2 protein-coding genes are annotated in these 1179 nt (G+C 65.6%); both read left to right on the top strand.

What is annotated here, in order from left to right; genetic code table 11:
* Positions 1-71: 71 nt before the first annotated feature.
* Complete coding sequence (locus JK363_RS43635; protein WP_201883468.1) at positions 72-344, top strand: helix-turn-helix domain-containing protein; 273 nt, start codon at positions 72-74, stop codon at positions 342-344.
* A 4-nt stretch (positions 345-348) separates the two neighbouring features.
* The gene (locus JK363_RS41285) at positions 349-1179 is read left to right on the top strand and encodes an IS630 family transposase (RefSeq protein WP_201883467.1); all 831 of its coding nucleotides are present in this window, start codon (positions 349-351) and stop codon (positions 1177-1179) included.

Genomic DNA, 1179 nt, shown 5'->3' with positions numbered 1-1179 from the left:
CTTGGCCGGGTAATCGACCCGTTGCTCGTCGGTGAGCAGACTGTCTCCAAGACCTGATCTCGGAAGTGGTCGTGGGACGTCGACCGAGTGTGTTCGTCCGGCCGGTCACGATGGACGAGGGCCGGACGTTGGAGCGGATCAGCCGGACCGCGAAGGATCGGGTGAAACTCCGACGGGCGATCGTGGTGCTGATGTCCGCTCAAGGCCAGACGGTCAAGGACATCGCCACGCTGGTGCAGGTTGGTGAGGACTACGTCCGCGATGTCATCCACACCTTCAACGAGCGGGGGTTCGACGCACTGGACCCAATATGGAGCGGCGGGAGGCCCCAAGAGGATCAGTGACGAGGTGCGTGACCACATCTGCCTGATCGCCCGGACGTCCCCCGCGGACTGGAAGATCACCGCGTTCTCCACCTGGAGCCTGAGCAAGCTCGCCGATCACCTCATCAAGCAGAAGGTGACCGCGGCCATCAGCCGGGAGACCCTGCGCCGGATTCTGCGCGAGGGCAAGGTCTCCTGGAAGACCACCACTACCTGGAAGGCGTCCACCGACCCGGACTTCATCGCCACGATGCACCGCATCCTGACGCTGTACGACACCCCGCCCGCCGACGGGCGGGTGATATGCGTCGATGAGTTCGGTCCGCTGAATCTGATGCCCCGCAAGGGCAAAGCGTGGGGGCCGGTCAGGCGTCCGCGCCGGCTGCGGGCCACCTACCACCGCACAAGCGGTGTCAGGCACATGCTCGCCGCCCTCGACCTGGCCACCTGCAAGCTGTACTACCGCATCCGCCCACGCAAGCGCTGGCGCGAGTTCCTCGCCCTCCTCAAGGGGCTGCGCGCCCGCTGGCCCGGCGAGAAGCTATACGTGGTGCTGGACAACTTCTCCCCGCACAAGCACGCACACGTCCGAGCCTGGGCAGCCGACAACGACATCGAGCTGGTCTTCCTTCCGACCTACGGCTCCTGGCTGAACTGGATCGAAGCCGAGTTCGCGGCCCTGCGTTACTTCGCACTCAACGGCACCGACCATCGCAGCCACGACGAACAGAACGCCGCCATCGCCGCTTACACCCGCTGGCACAACGCCCGCGCCGAGCCGAAGACCAACTTCGCCCCTGACTCACCCATCCGCGCTCGGACCGATTACCCCGCCAAGGTCCTGACGAGCCACTAG

The organism is Streptomyces coffeae (genome assembly GCF_016741875.1).
GTDB classification, from domain to species: domain Bacteria; phylum Actinomycetota; class Actinomycetes; order Streptomycetales; family Streptomycetaceae; genus Streptomyces; species Streptomyces coffeae.
This window is presented reverse-complemented; position numbering and strand designations above follow the sequence as displayed.